General features: G+C 44.7%; 20 protein-coding genes, 3 pseudogenes and 1 riboswitch. Of the genes and pseudogenes, 19 read left to right on the top strand and 4 right to left on the bottom strand.

The genetic code is table 11. The features are described 5' to 3' along the window. Window positions 1-20 precede the first annotated feature (20 nt). Window positions 21-655, bottom strand: a pseudogene (locus tag MMY81_RS01840) (urea amidolyase associated protein UAAP2). Between the two features lie 56 nt (window positions 656-711). Further along, window positions 712-1,458: an urea amidolyase associated protein UAAP1 gene (locus tag MMY81_RS01835; protein ID WP_252311400.1), complete on the bottom strand. Its 747-nt coding sequence runs from the start codon at window positions 1,456-1,458 to the stop codon at window positions 712-714. Between the two features lie 80 nt (window positions 1,459-1,538). After that, window positions 1,539-1,659: riboswitch (guanidine-I (ykkC/yxkD leader) on the bottom strand. 32 nt (window positions 1,660-1,691) lie between these two features. Between MMY81_RS01835 and MMY81_RS01830 the strand changes: the two genes are divergently transcribed. The 3 genes from MMY81_RS01830 to MMY81_RS01820 all read left to right on the top strand — a co-directional run bounded on the left by MMY81_RS01830 (window position 1,692) and on the right by MMY81_RS01820 (window position 4,492). Beyond that, window positions 1,692-3,128, top strand: coding sequence for an APC family permease (locus tag MMY81_RS01830; RefSeq protein WP_252311399.1), 1,437 nt, complete (start codon window positions 1,692-1,694; stop codon window positions 3,126-3,128). 98 nt (window positions 3,129-3,226) lie between these two features. Then, a complete protein-coding gene (locus tag MMY81_RS01825) occupies window positions 3,227-3,376 on the top strand; it encodes a hypothetical protein (RefSeq protein WP_252311398.1) in 150 nt (49 codons plus the stop codon). Between the two features lie 129 nt (window positions 3,377-3,505). Further along, window positions 3,506-4,492: a DUF4003 family protein gene (locus MMY81_RS01820; protein ID WP_252311397.1), complete on the top strand. Its 987-nt coding sequence runs from the start codon at window positions 3,506-3,508 to the stop codon at window positions 4,490-4,492. Between the two features lie 78 nt (window positions 4,493-4,570). Here the strand turns inward: MMY81_RS01820 and MMY81_RS01815 are convergent, their stop codons facing one another. Next, window positions 4,571-5,227 (bottom strand): adenine nucleotide alpha hydrolase family protein, encoded by a 657-nt coding sequence (locus MMY81_RS01815; RefSeq protein ID WP_252311396.1) that lies wholly within the window; start codon window positions 5,225-5,227, stop codon window positions 4,571-4,573. 253 nt (window positions 5,228-5,480) lie between these two features. Here MMY81_RS01815 and MMY81_RS01810 point away from each other — a divergent pair, with 253 nt between their 5' ends. From MMY81_RS01810 to MMY81_RS01770, 10 genes and pseudogenes are all read left to right on the top strand, one after another. Then, the gene (locus tag MMY81_RS01810; protein WP_252311395.1) at window positions 5,481-7,886 is read left to right on the top strand and encodes a Na+/H+ antiporter subunit A; all 2,406 of its coding nucleotides are present in this window, start codon (window positions 5,481-5,483) and stop codon (window positions 7,884-7,886) included. Beyond that, window positions 7,876-8,313 carry a Na(+)/H(+) antiporter subunit B gene (locus MMY81_RS01805; protein ID WP_252311394.1) on the top strand — a complete coding sequence of 146 codons (438 nt, stop codon included), beginning with the start codon at window positions 7,876-7,878 and terminating at the stop codon, window positions 8,311-8,313. Before MMY81_RS01810 ends, MMY81_RS01805 begins: the two co-directional genes overlap by 11 nt. Then, the gene (locus tag MMY81_RS01800) at window positions 8,313-8,651 is read left to right on the top strand and encodes a Na(+)/H(+) antiporter subunit C (protein WP_252311393.1); all 339 of its coding nucleotides are present in this window, start codon (window positions 8,313-8,315) and stop codon (window positions 8,649-8,651) included. The genes MMY81_RS01805 and MMY81_RS01800 overlap by 1 nt, the downstream gene beginning before the upstream one ends. Then, on the top strand, window positions 8,644-9,909 hold the full coding sequence (locus MMY81_RS01795; protein ID WP_308215176.1) for a proton-conducting transporter transmembrane domain-containing protein: 1,266 nt from the start codon (window positions 8,644-8,646) through the stop codon (window positions 9,907-9,909). Before MMY81_RS01800 ends, MMY81_RS01795 begins: the two co-directional genes overlap by 8 nt. Before the next feature lie 8 nt (window positions 9,910-9,917). Next, complete coding sequence (locus MMY81_RS33710; protein ID WP_308215175.1) at window positions 9,918-10,130, top strand: hypothetical protein; 213 nt, start codon at window positions 9,918-9,920, stop codon at window positions 10,128-10,130. Between the two features lie 21 nt (window positions 10,131-10,151). Next, window positions 10,152-10,634 carry a Na+/H+ antiporter subunit E gene (locus tag MMY81_RS01790; RefSeq protein WP_252311392.1) on the top strand — a complete coding sequence of 161 codons (483 nt, stop codon included), beginning with the start codon at window positions 10,152-10,154 and terminating at the stop codon, window positions 10,632-10,634. Continuing rightward, window positions 10,634-10,917: pseudogene (locus MMY81_RS01785) on the top strand (Na(+)/H(+) antiporter subunit F1). Before MMY81_RS01790 ends, MMY81_RS01785 begins: the two are co-directional and overlap by 1 nt. Then, window positions 10,895-11,263, top strand: coding sequence for a Na+/H+ antiporter subunit G (locus tag MMY81_RS01780; protein WP_252311391.1), 369 nt, complete (start codon window positions 10,895-10,897; stop codon window positions 11,261-11,263). Before MMY81_RS01785 ends, MMY81_RS01780 begins: the two are co-directional and overlap by 23 nt. A 73-nt stretch (window positions 11,264-11,336) precedes the next feature. After that, complete coding sequence (locus MMY81_RS01775) at window positions 11,337-11,756, top strand: VOC family protein (RefSeq protein WP_252311390.1); 420 nt, start codon at window positions 11,337-11,339, stop codon at window positions 11,754-11,756. 141 nt (window positions 11,757-11,897) lie between these two features. Next, entirely contained in the window at window positions 11,898-13,232 is a 1,335-nt protein-coding gene (locus MMY81_RS01770; RefSeq protein ID WP_252311389.1) for an SNIPE associated domain-containing protein, read from the top strand. 35 nt (window positions 13,233-13,267) lie between these two features. Here MMY81_RS01770 and MMY81_RS01765 read toward each other — a convergent pair whose 3' ends face one another. Further along, entirely contained in the window at window positions 13,268-13,552 is a 285-nt protein-coding gene (locus MMY81_RS01765) for a hypothetical protein (protein WP_252311388.1), read from the bottom strand. Window positions 13,553-13,771: 219 nt separating this feature from the next. On the opposite strand from MMY81_RS01765, the gene MMY81_RS01760 reads away from it, so the two are divergent. From MMY81_RS01760 to MMY81_RS01735, 6 genes and pseudogenes are all read left to right on the top strand, one after another. Beyond that, the gene (locus tag MMY81_RS01760) at window positions 13,772-14,446 is read left to right on the top strand and encodes a futalosine hydrolase (protein ID WP_252311387.1); all 675 of its coding nucleotides are present in this window, start codon (window positions 13,772-13,774) and stop codon (window positions 14,444-14,446) included. Next, window positions 14,443-15,272 (top strand): annotated as a pseudogene (locus tag MMY81_RS01755) (1,4-dihydroxy-6-naphtoate synthase). Before MMY81_RS01760 ends, MMY81_RS01755 begins: the two are co-directional and overlap by 4 nt. A 125-nt stretch (window positions 15,273-15,397) precedes the next feature. Next, window positions 15,398-16,105 (top strand): response regulator transcription factor, encoded by a 708-nt coding sequence (locus tag MMY81_RS01750; RefSeq protein ID WP_252311386.1) that lies wholly within the window; start codon window positions 15,398-15,400, stop codon window positions 16,103-16,105. Then, the gene (locus tag MMY81_RS01745; RefSeq protein WP_252311385.1) at window positions 16,095-17,492 is read left to right on the top strand and encodes a sensor histidine kinase; all 1,398 of its coding nucleotides are present in this window, start codon (window positions 16,095-16,097) and stop codon (window positions 17,490-17,492) included. The genes MMY81_RS01750 and MMY81_RS01745 overlap by 11 nt, the downstream gene beginning before the upstream one ends. Window positions 17,493-17,631: 139 nt before the next feature. Next, on the top strand, window positions 17,632-18,519 hold the full coding sequence (locus tag MMY81_RS01740; RefSeq protein WP_252311384.1) for a peptidylprolyl isomerase: 888 nt from the start codon (window positions 17,632-17,634) through the stop codon (window positions 18,517-18,519). Between the two features lie 2 nt (window positions 18,520-18,521). Continuing rightward, a complete protein-coding gene (locus MMY81_RS01735; protein ID WP_252311383.1) occupies window positions 18,522-19,154 on the top strand; it encodes a GTP pyrophosphokinase in 633 nt (210 codons plus the stop codon). Window positions 19,155-19,168 lie beyond the last annotated feature (14 nt).

Genomic DNA, 19,168 nt, shown 5'->3' with positions numbered 1-19,168 from the left:
CCTTTCTTCTATATAATGAGTTATTTATTCCAGATGGTTACTTCAATCGGCGTAGGGTTGTAATCGTTGCACGGGTTATTAAGCTGTGGGCAGTTGCTGATTAGTACGGTTGTGTTTGTTTCTGCCTGCATTTCTACGTAATAGCCGGGGCTGAGACTCCATCTTCGAAGGTAAGCCCGCCTTCCGGCGTAATCGGAACGTTCATGAAGAAATTAATGTTTGGCGCCAGGTCCTGCTTGGAAAAGTGACCGCCGCGTTTCGACAATTCATACATAAACGTATCGCGGCAGTTATGCATCGCTTTTTTCTCATGCGCATAGCGGACCGTATTGCTTTCCGCAGAGCAGGCGCCTCCTACAGTGTCGTGTTTACCGACGGAATCAGCAGTAATCGTGAGAAGCGGCTGACCGGATTTTGCCCGAAGAACCGAGCCGGTCGTAAGGTAGATATTTTTCTGGGCGGTGACCGTTTCAATGGCACTGTAGCTGTCTTCCGGATTTAGGGCATCATAAAAGAGGGTGTCTGCCGCCTGATTGCCTTCAAGATCTGTAATTCTGAAAACCTGCCCGGGTTCCAAATCATACATCCAGCCTTTTCCTGCCGGAATGGTTCGGGTGTATACGGCATCCTCTATTTTTCGATGACTGGTTGTAATTTCTTTCGCTTGTGTCACTATCGATCATCCTTTCCAGATAATTGAATTTTCCAAATTCATTTGGCAGAAACGGGAGAAATGATAAATCCTTCAGAAAGCAGGTCCGCTTCCCAGGTATTCTCATAGGCACGGCGGTTTTCTCCGCATAGGTTTAAGCAGATATCATTTTCAGCTATCGGTTCAGCAGCCCCGGCTTCAAGCTTTACAGGCACGGAGGGGTATACGGTAGAAGTATCAAGCGGATGGGGCGTATTGGATAAGACGATAAGCAGATCCATTTCCGTCCGTAAGGTGATGGTTTCTCCGGCTCCGGCATTCTCTGGATGAAAGACCATTTCGCCTCCGTCTTTAACGGCTACTTTCGAAAAAACATTCACAACAGGAACCGTATCCCGCATCGTCAAACCATTTCGGAATAGTTCCATGGAAAAATTCTCTTCTCCGCTGCGATAGCGTTCGTTCCGCTCGGATTGATAAGTTGTCTTGCCAAACTGGGTGTCGGTCCAGCTGGTTTTAGAAAAGCCGCCAAAAGAGTCATGCCACCCGGTGTCATCCTCGATAATACCGGCCATCGCTTTACCATTGTCGCTCATCATCACATGTCCTTTTGTTAAATGGGAGGTGTGCTGGGCTTTGAGCGTATCCGGCATATTGTAGCGCTCTGTCCGGTCATGAGTGTTAAACAGGAGCATGGATACATTTGCTGTGCTTCCTGATGCGGTTAAGCGGAACAGGCTTCCTTTTTTAACAACCCCAGACCACTTTTCTCCAGCTTCCAATGATTTTGTCCAATACGGATTCATTATTGTTCCTCCTTTAGAATAGATAATTCTTTTATCAGCAATGAGTTGAAAAGTAATAAAAAAAAGCCTGAGAGAATTTAATCTCCCAGGCTTTTGTCCGTCCGTGTAAGCTGCAGCCAATGCTATCCGGCTGTGCCCGCTTTCTCTCGGACCTGTCCTGTCAGCAGTGGAGCTGACAGCGGAACCCTAGAAAGCATTTTTCGCCCCTCAATGTCATAGACAAGGAGGCCTTTATGTTATTTTTGAGGATCGGTATGTGTGCGGTGTATATAAAAAGTGTAGTGGAGCCTGGTGGCAAAGACAATAGTTATGTGAGGTTATATAACATGTTTTTTTGCCTGTTTATTTTAATGAGCGGACGCCGTGGTTTTGTTCTTAGAGGCTGTAGAGAAATAAAAGGCATCAGACAAAATAAGCTGACAGATTTTCTGCCAGAGTTGTTGATTAAATCAAAAAGACTCCCGAGAATGAACATCATTAAGCACGAACAGCCCGGCCGGCTGACGTTTCTATTTATAAAAATTATATATCAGAATAATTTAATTGATGCTATGATCCCAACAGAAAGAAGGAAAATAATGGCTGAAAAAGCAGAGTTGAAACGTACATTAACACTATGGCAGGTTGTTTTTATGGGTTTGGCATGGAACACACCGATGATTTACTTTTCTGTATTTGGAGTAGCTTTTGAAGGATCTTCGGGGTTTTTGACTCCGGCTTACATCTTTGCCGTGGTTGCGGTTATATTTACTGGAACGAGCTACGCTATTATGGCTAAGAAAATTCCTATTTCCGGTTCTGCCTATACATTCGCCAAAAAAGCTATTCATCCAAATGCAGGATTTCTAGTAGGGTGGCTGCTTTTGTTCAATTACTTATTCGCTCCCATTATTGCCTGCATTACATTTGGTGTTTTCCTGAATGCCCAGTTTCCGGGTGTTCCGGCTCCGGTTTGGATCATTGGATTAATTGTTCTGCTGGCGGCCATAGCAGCTATGGGCATTAACTCTTCCGCCAATTTAAGCGGATTGTTTGTCATTATGCAGATTGTGTTTATCATTGCTTTTTGTATTATTCTCATCCGCGGCCTTTGGACAGGAGAAGGCGCAGGCGGTTTGTTCTCGATTCAGCCTTTTGCCGGGGATCTTACCGTTCCGATTATGCTGGCAGGAGCTTCGGTTGTGATTTTCTCGTTTCTTGGATTTGATACGATTACTACGCTTTCCGAAGAAACAATAGATCCTCAGAAAACAATTCCGAGGGCGATCTTTATTATGATCGGAATTATCAGCGTGCTTCATATCAGCAGTTCGTATTTGATTCAATTGGCACAGCCAGCGTTTTCATTTGTGAACATAGACTCTGCAGCGATGGAGCTTATGGCGCTTATCGGAGGCAGCGCACTCAATGCCATTTTTATGACTGTTTTAATCGCAGCTATTTTTACGCAGGGGTTAGCTTCGATTACGGCTGTTTCCAGACTTCTTTACGTCATGGGAAGAGATGGTATCCTGCCTGAAAAATATTTCGGATACATTCATCCCCGGTTTAAAACGCCGGTTTTCAACATTGGCCTAGCTTCGGTTCTGTCTATTCTCGCTTTATTTATCAGTGTAGATGCAGCGCTCCGCTTCGTTAACTTTGGAGCACTTACAGCCTTCTTTTTGTGAACATATCTGTTATAGCGTTGGCTGTCCGTCAAAAAGAGACAACGAGCCTGTATCAGCGCATATTTTATATTGGAGTCCCCGGCATAGGAGCCTTTATTATGCTCTGGCTGTTATTTCTTCTCGATACGCCGACCATCATTGGGGGAATGATCTGGGTAGGGGGAGGACTGATTTATATGCTTTATCTCACCAGAACATTTACGAAGCCGCTCCCTGGTACCGTAAAGCAAACAGTTATATTGAAATAGAAAAAAAGACTCCTTTCCAATAAAAGGGGGTCTTTTTTTCTTCTGTTCTTTAATGGAGTGAGGTACTGTTTGAGTTTATAAAGCAGTATAATGGTTAATGAGATAGAAATGCGGAAAGGGTGACATCGCATGGAAAATGAATTGATGGCAAAACTGGAAACGTATGAAACGTATTATTCCATTTTAAAAAAAGAGCTGAAGTGGCAGGTAGTAGACGCAAGAGTACTTATGCTGATTTCTTCCATGTACGTGGTGAGGAAAAAAGAGCTCGACGTCGAACGGTTTAAGGAAATCGCAGAGTACATGAAAAAGAAAAAAGGTGTATTCAGTGCCTTAAATGGTGCTCAAGTATACGTAGGAGCGGCTACGCTCAATATCCGTTTCGATGATCCGGAAGACAAATACCATGAATGGATGGAAGTCTACGATCAGCTGGTGAACAGCTCTTTTCAAAGAGGAAGCTTCACGTATATATCTGCTTTGCTGGTTCTTGATATAAAGAAGGAAGCAGACAGTCGAAACGATCTAATCGAAAGAGCTAAACGCGTATTTGATTTAATGAAAAAAGACCACATGTTTTTAACTTCAAGCTCAGACTATCCAATTGCAGTGCTTTTGGCTGCTTCGCCGGAAGAAGAAGGGCCGCTGATGGTGAAAATTGAAGAACTGTACCGGAATCTTCACGACAAGGGATTTAAAAAATCCAATGAACTGCAGATGCTGAGTCATATTCTTGCTCTGCGTAATAACGAAGAGACGGATATCCTCGTAAAACACGCGATGGATGTAGTGGTTACCCTGGAAGCACAGGAAAAAAAGGTGCGCCCGGTTCATTATCCGGAAGTAGGAATTATGGCACTGGCCGAGGAAAAAGAAAAGCTCGCTGATTTTATTGTAAGAATTGAAAAAACGCTGAATGATTCCAAGGAATTTAAATGGCATAAAAAAATGAACTTTACGATTGCTGTACAGCTTTCTGTCAGTGAATACGCGGAAGAAGCAGCCATTACACAAACCGCCGTTCAGACGTCGCTGGAAAGTATTCTTCAGGCCCAGCAGGCTGCAATGACAGGTGCTATGGTTGGTGCCATTGCTTCCGGCTCCAGCAATAACTAATCCTGAAACAAAAAAAGACGAACCGCCGCCGCGGTTCGTCTTTTTAAATAGATAAAGCTTCCAGTGCGGAACCTTTTATTATACTTCCAGCTTTTTTCGTTCCGTTACATAATCTTCGGTTACATGAATTTCCAGCATTTCGCCGTCTTTCATGAATTTAAAGGTGCCGTTATTGAAGTCGGTTCCGGTCTCTTTAAAGAAAATGCCTTCGTACTGCGCGTCGTTTGTATGATTGAAGCTGATCTTATACTGATCTCCGTCCCGTACAAGATAAGCGTGACAGCCTTTTTCATAATCTCCGTCATGGTCTCTAAGTTCTCTGGAGACAGATATAATATGAAGGTCGATAAAAGGCAGCTCTTTTAAAAGAATGTTAACAAAAGAACCCTTCGTAATTTCTTCCCAGCGGCTTTTCGCCGTCTGGCCGATAATAATCTGGGTGACACCTTTTTCTCTGGCCACTTCTCCGATCACTTTAACAACAGGACGTTTTTCGTTGTCTTTCAAAATAAACTCGGTCGCCCCGTACTCCTCGGCAAGCTTTTTCCAGCTTTCAATATACTGGCTTTTTTCATGATCCAGATTATCAGCGGGAGCAGGGTCAATTGATACTATATATAAAGGACAGTCAAGGCGGGAGGCTATTTTGCATCCTCTGCGTATTAATTTGGCACCGTTTGGCCCGTAATAAACACAGACCAGAATACTTTCATCCATTGTACCTTTACCGGTCATGATCTTTCACCTCGTGTAAATAAATTCTTGAGTATTGGTAAAGCTCTTCCATAGGCTACTCCTCGCCGCATGTTTTGTCAATAAATAATCAGGAGACTGCTGGAAGCGCTCTCTTTACAATTATATCATGAGCTGGAGAAAGTTTATGTGATTATTATGTGCGAAACAGGCATCCTTTCTTTATACTAGTGTATATAGGAAGAAATTGAAAAATGATGGATCGTGTTGTATCCAGTGAGTAGGAGGTTACATTTTGTCCTGGCTCCATTCCGTTGTACTATTACCCTTTTTATATGCACTTATGATTCCTTTCCTTTACCGATACGCATCCCGTATTCATACAGGATGGTTTGTTCTGCCGCTGCCCCTTATTATTTTCATCGTGCTGGGGAGCTGGCTGCAAGGTATAAGTGAAGGAGAGACCATGCTCTACACGCTCTCCTGGATTCCTGCCTATGGTATTAATTTATCGTTTTATGTAGACGGGCTGAGTCTTGTGTTCGGTTTTTTAATTAGTGGAATCGGTGCTTTGGTCGTTTTGTATTCTATTTTTTATTTATCAAAAACGAGAGAATTGTTACATAATTTTTACGTATATATGCTTTTGTTTATGGGAGCGATGCTGGGCGTTGTTTTCTCCGACAATCTGATTGGATTTTATTTATTCTGGGAGCTTACGAGCATTTCGTCTTTTCTTCTGATCGCCTTTTGGTATCAGCGGAAAAAATCCCGTAATGGTGCGCAGAAAGCGATGTTGATTACCGTGAGCGGCGGCTTCTCCATGCTCGTGGGTATTATTATGCTTCATTCCATGGCCGGCACTTACAGCATCCGCGGTATTATCAGCCAGGCTGGAGAGCTGCAGGATCATTCTTTGTTCGTGCCGGCGATGATTTTTGTTTTAATTGGGTCATTTGCTAAATCTGCACAATTTCCTTTTCATATCTGGCTTCCGGATGCAATGGAAGCGCCGACCCCTATCAGCGCTTACCTGCACTCAGCCACGATGGTAAAAGCCGGTATTTATGCGATAGCCCGTTTTACTCCGTTTTTTGGAGGGACTGGAGAATGGTTTTGGATTATTACATCGGTCGGTTTGATTACGCTTTTCTGGGGCGCCGTTAATGCGATGAAACAAACTGATTTGAAGGCGCTTCTCGCTTTTTCTACGATCAGTCAGCTGGGTTTAATTATGTCACTTCTCGGGATAGGTTCGCTTGCTTTAGCCGTTCAGGAGGAAGCAGAGGCTGCCCTCTATACAACAGCCATACTCGCAGCAGTCTTTCATTTAGTAAACCATTCCACGTTTAAAGGCTGTTTATTTATGGTGATCGGCATTATTGATCATGAAACAGGAACGAGAGATACGAGGAAATTAGGCGGCTTAATGAGCCTGATGCCTATCTCTTTTACCCTTACATTGATCGGAAGCCTGTCTATGGCAGGAGTACCTCCGTTTAACGGCTTTTTGAGCAAGGAGCTGTTTTTTACAAGCTCCCTTTCTCTTGAGGAAGCCGGTGTATTTTCGGCCGGAGGGGCGGGTCTGCTGATTCCGGCAGTTGCCTGGGTGGCAAGTGTTTTCACTTTCGTTTACAGCATGATTCTTATTTTTCATACGTTCCGGGGCAAATACCGTCCGCGCCGCCTTGAAAAAAAACCAAAAGAAGCACCGCTTGGAATGCTGATTTCCCCGGCAGTACTGGCCGCTTTCGTAATTGGCATTTTCTTTGCGCCCAACGTGCTGGCCCATTACGTGCTGGAGCCGATGGTTGCTTCCGTCCTGCCTGGAAATGCCGGTGACTTTTCTATCCATATTGAGGCCTGGCACGGATTTAATACCGAGCTTTTCATGACCATTGGTGTGATTTCGCTTGGAAGTCTCCTGTTTATGACCTGGAACAAGTGGAAGGGTATCTTTAGCTTGTTCCCGCAGGTATACACGTTAAACAATGCGTATGCTTCCGGCATTTTTAAAGCCGAACAAAGGGCATATTCCTTCACTAACCTCTATATGAGCGGTTTAACAAGAGATTATATTCAATACATTTTAGGAATACTCATACTGCTTACAGGAGGAATGTTGTTTTTCTCAGACAATATTTCTTTTCAACAGATAGATATATCAACAGTGGAAGTGTATGAAATACTTCTTGCTGCAGGGCTTGTAGCAGGCGCGCTTACCGTTATGCTTGCTTCCAAAAGACTGACGGCTATTATTGCTGTTGGAGCGGTGGGATATCTGGTCGCATTATTTTTTGTTATCTTCCGTGCGCCGGATCTGGCATTGACTCAGCTTGTAGTGGAAACGGTATCCGTTGCTTTGTATCTTCTCTGTCTCCGGTTTCTCCCGGAGTTTCGTTTCCGCGAAACGGCAAGACGTGTCCAAATTCCCAACTTAATCATTTCGCTCGGTGTAGGTGTGCTGATCACTTGTTTCACTCTGGCTGCGCAGGGCAATAAACTGTTTCCGTCGGTTTCGGTCTATTTTGAGGATTCATATGAGCTGGCGGGCTCCAGAAATATGGTAAATGCTATTCTGGCTGATTTTCGTGGATTTGATACGCTGCTTGAAATCATGGTTCTTTGTATTGCCGGACTGGGCGTATATTCCTTAATCAGTCTTCGGATGAGGGAAAAGGGGGATGACGGTGAAAATTAATGATGTCATTTTGCAGACCGTTACAAAAATAGTAACGTTCATTATCCTCACTTTTGCCATTTATTTATTTTTTGCCGGACATCATAATCCAGGGGGCGGCTTTATAGGCGGACTGGTCATTTCATCCGCCTTGATTTTAATGCTTTTGGCATTTGATATAGAGACCGTTACCCAGACGCTGCCTATTAACTATAAATTAATTACCGGCCTGGGCGTGCTGGTGTCTTTATTAACAGGAATGGCTTCCTTCGTATTTCATGTGCCTTTTCTAAGTCAGACTCATCTGCAGTTTTATATGCCGATCGTTAATGAAGAAATAGATATTGCGACAACTATTATTTTTGAAATAGGAGTGGCCATGGCAGTTGTCGGCACCACGATGACCGTCATTGTAAGCATCAGCCGCAACAAAGGGGATGAGGAATAATGGAGACTGTAATGGCCTTTGTTATTGGGATATTTTTCAGCATCGGTACGTATTTAATATTAACAAAAAGCCTGCTTCGTATTATTTTGGGCACATCTATTATCGGGCACGGGGCCCTGCTGCTGCTTTTGACGATGGGCGGGTTAAAGCAGGGTGAAGCTCCACTGCTTGGTATGGGGGCGGCAGCTTATGCGGATCCGCTGCCGCAGGCATTAATACTTACAGCCATCGTGATAAACTTTGGAACAACCGCTTTCTTTTTAGTGCTTGCATACAGAGCCTACCAGGAGTTTAAATCCGATGACATGAAGAAGCTGCGGGGGACAGAGCATGAATAATATAGTGATTCTGCCTATCGTCATTCCTTTTCTGACAGGAGCTCTGCTCGTTCTTTTTCCTAAATATGTCATGATTCAACGGCTGCTTAGCGTGCTGTCGTTTCTGACTGTATTGGGGACGGCGGTTTATCTGCTGCGCCAGGTCGGAGGAGAAGGGATACAAATTCTTAATCTCGGCGGATGGGAAGCGCCCTTTGGTATTGTGCTGGTAGCGGATACTTTTTCTTTGCTGCTCGTCATTACTTCCGCCATTGTAGCTCTGGGATGCCTGATTTACTCCTTTCAGTCGATTGAATGGGAAAGAGAACGTTTTTACTACTATGCATTTATTCAATTTCTTATTACGGGAGTAAACGGCTCTTTTTTAACAGGAGACATCTTCAACTTGTTCGTATTCTTCGAGGTGATGCTGCTGGCTTCTTATGTGCTGTTATCCCTCGGTGGTTTAAAAAAACAGCTTCGTGCGGGCATTATGTATGTATTGATTAATATTGTTTCCTCGATGCTGTTTATCGTAGCGATTGCCTACTTATATGCCGTGACAGGAACGTTGAATATGGCGCATCTCTCTGTTCGTGTAGCGGAAGCGGGACAGCCTGATCTGCTTACAGCGATCGCGCTGCTGTTTTTGGTTATTTTTGCTGTGAAGTCGGCCCTCTTGTTTTTCTATTGGCTGCCGGAATCCTACAGCGCACCTCCTACCGCCGTTTCTGCTTTGTTTGCCGGACTGCTGACGAAGGTAGGGGTGTACGCTATTTTTCGCATGTTCACCTTGATTTTCTATCATGAACCCGGCATTACACATAACGTTATCGCCTGGATGGCAGGTCTGACCATGATACTTGGAAGCATCGGGGCTGTAGCGTACGGTAATATTCAAAAGGTACTGGCTTATAATATTGTTATTGCGATTGGATTTATTGCGATTGGTATTGCTGTGTTTCAGGAGACAGCTTTGACCGGTGCGATTTATTATTTGATTCATGATATGGTCGTAAAAACGCTGCTTTTCCTGCTTGGAGGCGCAATGGTAGGTCTTGTTGGCACTTACCAGTTAAAAGAGATGAGTGGCATGATCCGAAACCACCCGTACTTGGGCTGGATGTTTTTTATCGCTTCTTTTGCCCTGGTAGGAGTACCTCCGCTAAGCGGATTTTTTGGAAAGCTGCTCGTGCTCCAGGGAACGCTGGAAACCCAATTTTACGTATTGGGTGCCATCGGCCTCTTTCCAGCCTCGCCGTATTATATTCCACCATGAAGATTTTCATGAATGGATTCTGGGGAGAGAACCAGCTGAGCAAAGAGGATGAAAAAACCTCTACGCACGGGCTGCTGCTTCCCTGCACTCTGCTTATATGCGTGAGCTTGTTTTTAGGCATCGGTGTCGAATGGGTGAACCCATATATATCGGCAGCAGCTTCTGACTTAATGAATCCTGCTTTTTATATCGAAGCAGTGCTTGGCTCTGCTTACTCATAACGGCAAAGGAGAGGATAGACAATGCCGGCTCAAATACTGCTTAATATTTTAATTGCTGTTCTATGGGCATCTTTTCAGGATGAAGAAGGCATTTATGTAACGACATTGATGACAGGCTATGTGATCGGACTGGTCCTTATTTTCTCTTTCCGCCGCTTTTTCCCGAAAGAATTTTATATGTGGAAGCTATGGAGTATTACGAAGCTGCTGTTTATTTTTATTAGAGAACTTATTTCATCCAGTATTCTGGTTATCCGCCAGATTCTGCGGCCGCGCCTGAACATAACGCCGGGCATTTTTAAACTGGAAACAGAGCTTTCCACCGACTGGGAAATTACCTTTCTTGCGATGCTTTTAATGCTGACGCCGGGCTCCGTCGTAATGGAAATATCTGCGGAAGGCAATGTGCTCTATATACATGCGATGGATATACCGGAATCTCAGAATAGAGTGATAGCAACTAAAAATTCATTTGAACAGGCTATTATGGAGGTGACCCGCTGATGTTTGCCATTGCGATGACTATCAGTCTTGTGTTTTTATCTGTTTCTATCCTTGTAGGTCTGTATCGAGTTATTATCGGTCCTTCCATGCCGGACCGGGTGATTGCCCTTGATGCGATTGGTATTAATTTAATTGCAGTAGTTGCTGTGCTCTCCGTTCTTTTCGAACGAGTGCATATTTGGAAATTATTCTGCTGATGGGAATTATTGCCTTTATCGGAACCGTTGCCTTCTCCAAATATATTGAGAGGGGGATTATCATTGAGTCCAGACGTGGTGATTGAAACGATCGTAGCTATTCTTCTTCTGATTGGAACGACACTTGCTCTTCTTAGTGCAATCGGTATTCTGCGGCTTCCTGATGTATATACCAGGTCCCATGCCGGCACAAAGAGTGCGACATTAGGCGTATTGTGTACGCTGCTCGGTACTTTTATTTTTTTCGCAGGTATGGAGAATTTTGTCAGTGTACGCCTGATTTTAGGGATTTTGTTCGTGTTTTTGACAGCCCCGGTAGCCGGACATCTTATGTGCCGGGCTGCCTACCGCTCCGGTGTTCCTATGTCAAATCGGAGCGTCCAGGATGAGTTGAAAGATGTCATCCTCTCTGACAAAGAGGAACAGCGTTGAAGGCCAGAAGGGATTCAGCCGCGGGTGTAGAATAAATACTATAACGAATAAAATGCAGAGAGCGGGGACTGAAATGAGTATGCAGGCAGAACGGATTTTCATTAACCTTCCAGTGAAAGACTTACAGAACTCCATCCATTTTTTCTCTGAACTTGGATTTGAATTTAATCCGCAGTTTACAGATGAGAATGCCACTTGCATGATAATCAGTGAAACGATTTTTGCCATGCTTTTAACAGAACCTTTTTTTCAGACATTTACGAAAAAAGAAATCACCGACACCTCCCGGAATATAGAGGCGATCACTGCCCTGCAGGTGAACAGCCGTGATAAAGTAGATGAAATAATCAGCAGTGCAGTCCGGGCCGGCGGGACATCCCCGCAGGCACCGGCTGAGCAGGGATTTATGTACGGAGCAAGCTTTGAAGACCTGGACGGCCATCTGTGGGAAGTTATGTATATGGATGAAAGCGCAGCTGATCCAGAAGGCTGAAGCGCAAGGGTGCTGCAGAATCCGGCAGCATCTTTTTTATGACCTGCTGTGAAAAGAAACCATCGTTCGTTTCTTCCGATTGCCCGGGTACTGTGATAAGCTAGAAAAATAATTACGTATTTTTTCGAAAAGAGGGATCCTATGGGAAGCTACGATACGCTTCTAACGATTTTTACAAAAGAAGTGAAACGGGAAAACGAACGTCTCGTGGCGAGTTGTTACGGATGGTGCCGCTCTGAGCTTTCAGGGCCTCAGGAGTTTCCAGGCGCATTCATCATAACGAATGAACGAGCCATGTTTTTAAATAAAAAGTATAAGCCGGAAGAGTCAATCACATTTGATTATAAAGAAATGAAAAATATAAAATTGCTGGAGGAGAGGAAGTTCAGTTTTGAATCCGAAGCTTACAGTATTACGCTTGGGGACATTAAACAGGCGAAAGCCGGCGATATAGCAGCAGAGCTTTCCAACCAGCTTCAGCAGTTTCAGGCAGAAGAAGAAACCGGTCTTGAAGAGCAGGAAGATCTGCAGACTCAGGTTCCGTTTGCCTACGTGCCGTTTACGTATCAGGATAAATGGTGGTACTCCACCTGGTTTATTACGGTGCTGGGTATTCTCGCGGTCCCTACATTGTTTATAAGCGGTGTAGCAGCTATTATTTTAGCGAATGTGCAAAAGAATAAACGTCTGACGATTACCCACCATTATCAGGAGATGAATAAAGAACTAAATGAGCGGTTCCAGGAAAAGGTGTTTCAGCTTGAAAATGAGCTCTCCGACAAAAGAAAGCTGTACGAACATGATATGGCACAGCGGAGTGGGGAAGTGGCTGCACTCGACAGAACCATTGAGTCAAAAAATCAGGAAATGACGAAGCTGTGGGATCAGCAGAATTCTTTTGGAGCCCAGATGGAATCTCTGCACAAATCAAAGCGTCATTTGGAAGAAGAACATGAACAGCTTGGTATGAAAGTCATGGAGCTTGCTGAGACAGCGAGTATTACGGAAGGATACCGTAAGCTTAAAGAAGAAGTGAATCTTCATGACGTCCATGCGTTTGAAAGAGCCTTTGATTTTCAAGAGGCAGATGAATATCGTACTCTTTACCACAGCTGGAAAAAACAGCAGCGTGATATGATCACAGAAGATCGTGCTGTACTTGTTCATGAAGGAGCCTTTACCGCTTCAGAGGAAGAGGAAGTGCCGGTTTCCCATATCAATATGAAAAAAATGATGCTGCGCGCGTTTAATGAAGAATGCGAGCTTACGATCACAACCCTGGTGGAAGGCCAGTTTGAAACAGCAACGAAACGTATTCATAAAGCATTTGACCAGATTAATATGCTGGCCATGCCCTTTGGAATGGAAATTGCGATGGATTATCTGGATGCAAAAATTGCTGAATTAAACGTCTGCTACGAGATGCTCGAAGCGACCGGTGAAAAAGATATTTTATTAAAAGAAAAAGCAAAATAAGCAGAAGCGGCTTTGGCCGTTTCTGCTTGTTTTTTTCAAATAGGTTCATCGAGACGCTGCAGAGAAGGCGGTTCGTCTTTGTTTCCAAGCACGAGAAATGTTCCTTCTTCTCCAGGTGCCAGTTCACAGGTGAATATCTCTGATCCGTCCGCTTCTTTTTTTACCTGCAGGTGGTGGACACCAGGCTCTACTGTAAAAGACAGCTTTTGATTTCGCTTGATACGTCCGGTCTCTTTTTCATCAATGAATAATTGAAATCCACGCAGAACCGCGTACCGTTCCTTTCGGCGGACAAATGTAACAGTCGAGGATGCTTTCATTTGTTTACCTCCTTCATAGGGCTGGATAGAAAAAAGGTTTTGTCTATCGTACCACATTCTCTCTATTCGATAGACAGCATTTACGAAGACCGGCGCTCCTTTTAAAGTACTGCTCTACTTTTCTTATTAATTCTGACAGTACGACTAGCCAATCTATTCTTCTATGCATTACACTGAATACAACCGTACGAAGGAGTGAATGGAAAAGGAGATAAGATAATGAATTTCCCTATAAATCAAGATAGAGATTACCATATTCTTGTCGTTACCTCAGTTTCGGCGGAAAAAGATGCCGTTCTTAGAGGTCTTAATGCATCAAGCAGCTTTGATGTAGTGACAGCAGGAGTCGGCTCCGCGGCAGCCGCAGCAGCTACAGCCGCGGCATTATCCCGAACCCGTTATGATCTTGTTGTAAGTGCAGGTATTGGCGGAGGATTCGAGGGGCAGGCGGAAGTAGGTTCCCTTGTAATCGCCAATGAAATCATTGCAGCTGATCTGGGAGCAGAAACCGAGACGGGCTTTCAAACGATTCAAGACATTGGGATGGGGCCGGATCGCGTGGTCGTTGATGAAGGAAAAATAGAGATCGTAAAGCGGGCGCTTCGTTCTTCCGGCCTTGTGATTAACATTGGGCCTGTGCTGACGCTTTCTACTGTCACCGGCACTGCTCAAACAGCAGAAAGGCTGGCACGGCAGGTGCCGGGAGCAGCGGCAGAAGCAATGGAAGGATTCGGTGCTGCCACCGCCGCAGAAATGTTTGGGGTGGATTCGATGGAAATTCGTGCTATTTCCAACGTGGTGGGCCCTCGTGACCGGTCGGCCTGGCGCATTAACGAAGCGCTTGAAACACTGGAAGCGGCTAGTTCTATATTATCGGAGGTGCTGATTGAATGAATATAGCTTATTCTCCATGCCCAAATGATACATTCGTGTTCCATGCTTTGGCGCATGGTTTAATAGAAGGAGCCCCCGAACTGGAGGTTCAATACGCAGATATTGATATTACAAATACATTGGCAGCAAAAGGAGAAGGGCCGGAAGTAATGAAGATTTCTTTCGCGGCACTTCCTTACGTTCTGGACGACTATGCGTTGATTCCATGCGGAGGCGCGCTAGGCGTGGCTGCGGACCGCTTATTTTATCGGCGGATGAAAAAAAACCGGAAGAGCTTGCGGGCAAAGTTGTAGCAGTTCCAAGTGAACGCTCTACAGCGTATATGCTGTTCCGCTTTTGGGCCAAGCAAATGATGCCGGACAGCCTGCCTGTGATTAAGGTGATGCCGTTTGACGATATTATGCCGGCTGTACAGGAAGGCCGCGTGGACGCCGGACTGGTTATTCATGAAGCACGGTTTACCTATCAGAACTACAATCTTCATATGATGGAAGACCTGGGGGACTGGTGGGAAAAAGATACCGGCTTTCCGATACCGCTTGGGGCGATTATTGCAAAGCGTTCGCTTGATACAGATAAAATAACAGAGTGGATACGGGCATCGGTCGATTATGCATGGAAGCATCCAGATTCCTCAAAAGAGTATGTGATGGAACATGCGCAGGAGATGTCTGAAGACGTTGCTGAATCACACATTGATTTATACGTAAATGAATTTACGCGCGATCTTGGAGAAGACGGGTTTGCTGCGGTCGAATCTCTTTTAACTCGTGCGGCAGCTGAGGAGATTGTTCCTGCTGTTGATTTATCCAAATTAAGAAAATAACTGCGGACATGCAGAGACAGCCGAAAAAATCCGGCTGTCTTTTTTGGTGCCGGCTTATTTTTCGGGGCGGGCTTGTGGTATTATGCTTATACCTTTACAAATACAGATAATGGATGGTGCCTCCGATGAAAATTTTAGTCGTGGAAGACAATGCAAGCGTCCGTTCCATGCTGGACATGTTTTTTTCCAAAGAAGGGATTACAGGAACCTTTGCAGAAGACGGACTGAAAGGATATGAGCTGTATAAGCAGGAGGAGTGGGACCTGCTGATTCTGGACTGGATGCTTCCCGGTATGGACGGCGTAACGCTGTGCCGGAAGATCAGGCAGGAAAAGGGCAGCGTGCCGATTATTATGCTGACGGCTAAGGACAGTGAATCCGAGCAGGTAATCGGCTTTGAAATGGGTGCGGATGATTATGTCACCAAGCCATTTAGTCCGCTTGCCCTGATGGCACGAATCCGTGCGGTTACAAGACGCACCGGGAACGTGACGGAAGAGGCGGAAGATAATCATATTATTACGTCCCGTTATTTTAAAATAAATGAACGTACAAGAGAAGTATTCTATAAAGGGACGCCTGTCCTTCACTTAACTCCCAAAGAATTTGATCTGCTGCATTTTTTAATAAAAAATCCAAGACAAGTATTCACGAGAGAGCAGCTGCTTGAGCAGGTATGGGGTTATCAGTTTTATGGGGATGAACGGACAGTGGATGTGCATATTAAAAGACTGCGTAAAAAGATGGAGAGCGAAGATAATACCATTTTTCATACGGTCTGGGGCGTAGGCTATAAATTTGAGGAAACGGAATCGGTATCCCATGAAGATTAGATACATGTATCAGCTGCTGGCAAGCCACCTCGGTGTGTCGATCCTGGCACTTCTGCTGCTCGGCCTGCTGTTTGTTAATTTCGTAGAGGAGTTTGTGTATCAGGACAAAGTGGATGAACTAACCGCTTATGGAGAAGATATTCTAACGGATCTGGAGACCGGCTCCAGCCCGGCATCGCTCTCTCCATACAGCGAAGTCCTGCGCGTGCAGAACATTAATTTCAGCGTGTTTGATAATGATGGAAGAGTACTGTATCCGGAGGCTGGCAGCTTTCCCAACCCCCAGTTGACGGATGAGGAGTGGTCCCGTATTCAAAACGGAGAACTCGTCGAAGAAACAAGGGACGCCGGACGTTTTGATCAGACGGTATCTTTAGTCGTGCTGCCTTTTTTTGAAAATGGAGATTTCTCCGGTGGAGTGCTGCTCGTTTCACCTATCAGCAGCTCTGCGGAAATCATCGCCCAAATCAATCAGTATTTACTTTACACAGCGCTGATTGCTCTGGCAGGGGCGCTGCTGCTAAGCTACCTGATGTCCAGGTTTCACGTCAGCCGGATTCAGCGGCTGCGCAGCGCTACTTCCTCTATCGCAGAAGGGAATTATGATGTGGACGTGCCCTCATCTGACTTTGACGAAATTGGGGAGCTTGCCAGTGATTTTCAGGAGATGGCCGCGGATTTAAAGCGTTCCAACGCTGAAATAGAAAGCCTTGAAAACCGGCGCCGTCAGTTTATTGCGGACGTTTCCCATGAGATGAGAACCCCTTTGACGACCATTAAGGGAGTGATCGGCGGGCTGGAAAGCGGTATGATCGAGGAAGAGCAGAAAGAAAAAGGGCTGCGCTTAATTAACGAAGAAACGAAGCGGCTGATCCGGCTTGTGAACGAAAATCTGGATTACGAAAGAATCCGTTCGAACCAGCTGGTACTTCAGAAAGAGCAGGTGCAGCTGGAAGAAGTATTTGAAATTATTAAAGAGCATTTAATAACCCAGGCCGAAGAAAAGCAGAACCGGATTATCATTGAAGCAGAACCGCATGTCACCGTGAATGCAGATTACGACAGGCTTACCCAAATTTTGATGAATATTACGAAGAACAGCATTCAATTTACAGAGAAAGGCACGGTATGGCTCCGTGCCCGGGAAGAAGAAACGGAGACTGTGGTGGAGATTGAAGATACTGGAGAGGGAATCGATCCGGAAAAGATAAAAACCATCTGGCGCCGTTTCTATAAAGCTGATATCTCGAGAGCCAACGTAACGTTTGGAGAATTTGGACTCGGACTGTCCATCGTGAAGCGTCTCGTAGAACTTCATGATGGTACCATTGAAGTGAAAAGTGAAAAAGGCAGAGGAACAATCTTTATCGTCCGTTTTCCTAAATAAATATGTAAACCGCAGGGGCGATCCTCCTGCGGTTTTTTAAAGTTTCTTTGTTCTTTCATAGTCTGTTCATAGTTTATTCATAATTACCGATTATGCTGTAAGAGCAGGCAGAAAAGACAGAGAGAAAGAGGCGTTCAGCATGTTTAAAAAAGGAAAAAAGAGATATTTTATTGGACTAATTATTGCGGCGGCAGTCATAGGGCTGCTTATTACAGGCTTCAGCCGCAGCGATGCGGTAGCCGAAGTCGGTGATGAAACCATTACAAAAGATGAGCTGTACGATGAAATGGCCGCTTCCTCCGGAGAAGCAGCGCTGGATACGATGATTACGGAAAAAGTAGTTAATGCCGAAGCCGAAAAGGCTGAAGTAGAAGTCACCCAAAAAGAAATCGATGAAGAGAAAGCAACGCTGGAAGAGTCCTACGGCGGAGCAGAAGCACTGGAATCGGCTGTCTCCCAGAGCGGCCTCGAGATGGAAGATCTGGAAAAGCAGATAGAGACCACGCTTAAAGTCGAAAAGCTGATGGAAGCAGACATTTCCGTGTCGGATGAAGAAATTGAAACATATTATGATGAAAATAAAGATGAGCTGGGTGAGCCGGCGCAGGTAGAAGCAAGTCATATCCTGACAGAAGACAAAGAAACAGCAGAAGAAGTCAAAACAAAACTTGATAATGGAGATGACTTTGCAGAACTGGCAGAAGAATATTCAACAGATACTGCTTCAGCGGAAAATGGCGGGGAACTCGGATTTTTCGGCACAGGAGAAATGGCGGAAGCGTTTGAAGAAGCTGCCTTTGATATGAAAAAAGATGAAATAAGCGAACCTGTTGAAACAGAATACGGCTTCCATATTATTCACGTCACCGATAAAAAAGAAGCTGAAGAACCAACTCTTGAAGACAGCAGAGCAGAAATTGAAGAAACGCTGAAAGACGAGAAGCTTGATGCGAATTATACGACCTGGCTGGAAGAAACAAAGGAAAAATACGATATTAAAAATTCGCTGGCGGATGAGCAGGAATAAATATGCAGACCGGGGAGAAAGACTGGGAGATCTGCTTGATGAAGAGACGATTTGCCCTCCGCGAGATGGAAACACGGCTGCATATTCTAAATGAAGAATTCAAAGTGCTGCACGAGCATAATCCGATTGATCACATGATATCGAGAATCAAGTCCCCGCATGCAATTGAAGAAAAGCTTATTAGGAAAGGATTTCCCGTCACAGAGTCCATGGCAGAAGAGCATATTCGGGATATAGCGGGACTGCGGATTATATGCTCCTTTACAGATGATGTATATCATATCAGCCGTCTTATTGAAGAGCAGACGGATCTTCGTCTTACGCAGAAAAAAGATTACATTGAAAAGCCTAAGCCGAACGGCTACCAGAGTCTCCACTTAATAGTGGAGGTGCCTGTAAACCTGACAACAGCAGCAGAATTTATTCAAGTAGAGGTACAGATCCGGACAATGGCCATGGACGTATGGGCCAGCCTCGAACATAAGATGTATTATAAATTCCGCCATGATGTACCCAAATATCTGCAGGAAAACTTAAGAGAATCCGCTGTAACCCTATATGAACTTGATGAAAAAATGAATACCCTCAAAAAAGAAATCAATATGTTTCATACACTGCCATCGATTCGAATATAAAAAGGAGGTATTAC

The organism is Sinobaca sp. H24, from assembly GCF_023845525.1.
The sequence above is the reverse complement of the archived record's forward strand: the minus strand, read 5'-3'. Positions and strand labels throughout refer to the sequence as shown.